The organism is Bradyrhizobium sp. PRIMUS42, assembly GCF_023006515.1.
In the GTDB taxonomy this organism is placed as follows: Bacteria; Pseudomonadota; Alphaproteobacteria; order Rhizobiales; family Xanthobacteraceae; genus Bradyrhizobium.
The window spans coordinates 1-1,663 of sequence record NZ_JALBGZ010001022.1; the positions used below are offsets into that span (position 1 = coordinate 1).

Annotated in this window: 2 protein-coding genes; both read left to right on the plus strand. The window is 63.8% G+C overall.

Annotation, left to right across the window (positions count from 1 at the left end):
- Positions 1–345: 345 nt before the first annotated feature.
- A complete protein-coding gene (locus tag MOV75_RS37040; protein WP_246931532.1) occupies positions 346–1,236 on the plus strand; it encodes an outer membrane protein assembly factor BamD in 891 nt (296 codons plus the stop codon).
- Positions 1,237–1,249: 13 nt separating this feature from the next.
- Positions 1,250–1,663: AAA family ATPase (locus MOV75_RS37045; protein ID WP_247007861.1), on the plus strand; the 414-nt coding region annotated here is incomplete at its 3' end.

Sequence of the window (1,663 nt, forward strand, 5' to 3'; positions counted from 1 at the left end):
AGGGCGAGGCGGCCCGCCGCACCACGCGTCCCCAGGGCGAAGTCGGTCGCGGTATCGTCGGGGGCCGGATTGCTGCGGCCTACGGGCCCGACGTGTCCTGACGGCCCTGCTGTCGCAGGCCCTGGCCGCGGCTTACCCCGGGAAACTCCCGGTAACCATGATCGGCTAGGATTGCGGCGCGTTCGCCTTAATCCGGGCGAAATGCCTGCCTATCCGGTTGGTTAAAGATCGCTTTTCGGATACATCGGCGTGGTCGCATGGCAGGCACCACGGTTACATTTCGCGCCCATGACGGGGTTCATGGGCTGGCGGGCACCGCATCACAGGGCGTCAGGGCTTAAACTCATGTCGGCACAGCGTATGACGCGCGGATATTTCTCGGTCTCGCCGCGAGCCCGTGGGCCGCTTCAGGCCGTCACCTTCATCATGCTCGCGTTGCCGCTCGCCGGCTGCGGCACCGGCTCGCTCTGGGACAAGTTCACTGCCAAGGACGACACTTTCGTCGAGGAGCCCGCCGACAAGATCTACAATGAGGGCCTGTACCTCATGAACGAGAAGAAGGACATGAAGGCGGCGAACAGGAAGTTCGAAGAGGTCGACCGCCAGCATCCTTATTCCGAATGGGCCCGCAAATCGCTGCTGATGTCGGCCTATGCGTCCTACCAGGGCGGCGACTTCGACGGCTGCATCGGCGCCGCCACCCGCTACGTCACGCTGCATCCCGGCAGCCCGGATGCGGCCTATGCGCAATATCTGATCGCGGCCTCCCATTACGACCAGATCCCGGACATCAGCCGCGACCAGGCCCGCACCGAGAAGGCGATCGCCGCTCTGGAAGAGGTGGTGCGCAAATATCCCAACTCGGAATATGCGACGTCGGCCAAGGCCAAGATCGAGGGTGCGCGCGACCAGCTCGCCGGCAAGGAAATGAATGTCGGCCGCTACTACGCACAGAAGCGCGACTACACGGCGGCGATCAACCGCTACAAAACCGTCGTCACGCAGTACCAGACCACCCGCCATGTCGAGGAGGCGCTGTTCCGGCTCACCGAGGCCTATTTGGCGATCGGCATCGTCGGCGAGGCGCAGACCGCGGCGGCCGTGCTTGGGCACAATTTTCCTGACAGTCGCTGGTACAAGGACGCCTATAATCTTGTAAAATCCGGCGGTCTCGAACCGAGCGAGAATCAGGGGTCTTGGATCAGCCGGACCTTCAAGAAGATGGGTCTCGGCTAGGAAATTTGGTTCCATGCTGGCGCGTCTGTCGATCCGTGACATCGTCCTGATCGAACGGCTCGATATCGAATTCGCCACCGGCCTTGCGGTTTTGACCGGCGAGACCGGTGCGGGCAAATCCATCCTGCTCGATGCCTTTGCGCTGGCGCTCGGCGGCCGCGGCGATGCCGGCCTCGTGCGCCACGGCGCGGAGCAGGGGCAGGTCACTGCCATGTTCGATATCCCCAAGAATCACCCAGCGACGAAGATCCTCGCCGAGAACGGTCTGGAGGACACCGGCGAGATGATTCTCCGCCGCGTGCAGCTCGCCGACGGCCGCACCCGCGCCTTCATCAACGACCAGTCGATCAGCGTGCAGACGCTGAAGGCGGTCGGTGCCGCCCTGGTCGAGATCCACGGCCAGCACGACGAGCGCGCGCTGGTCGAT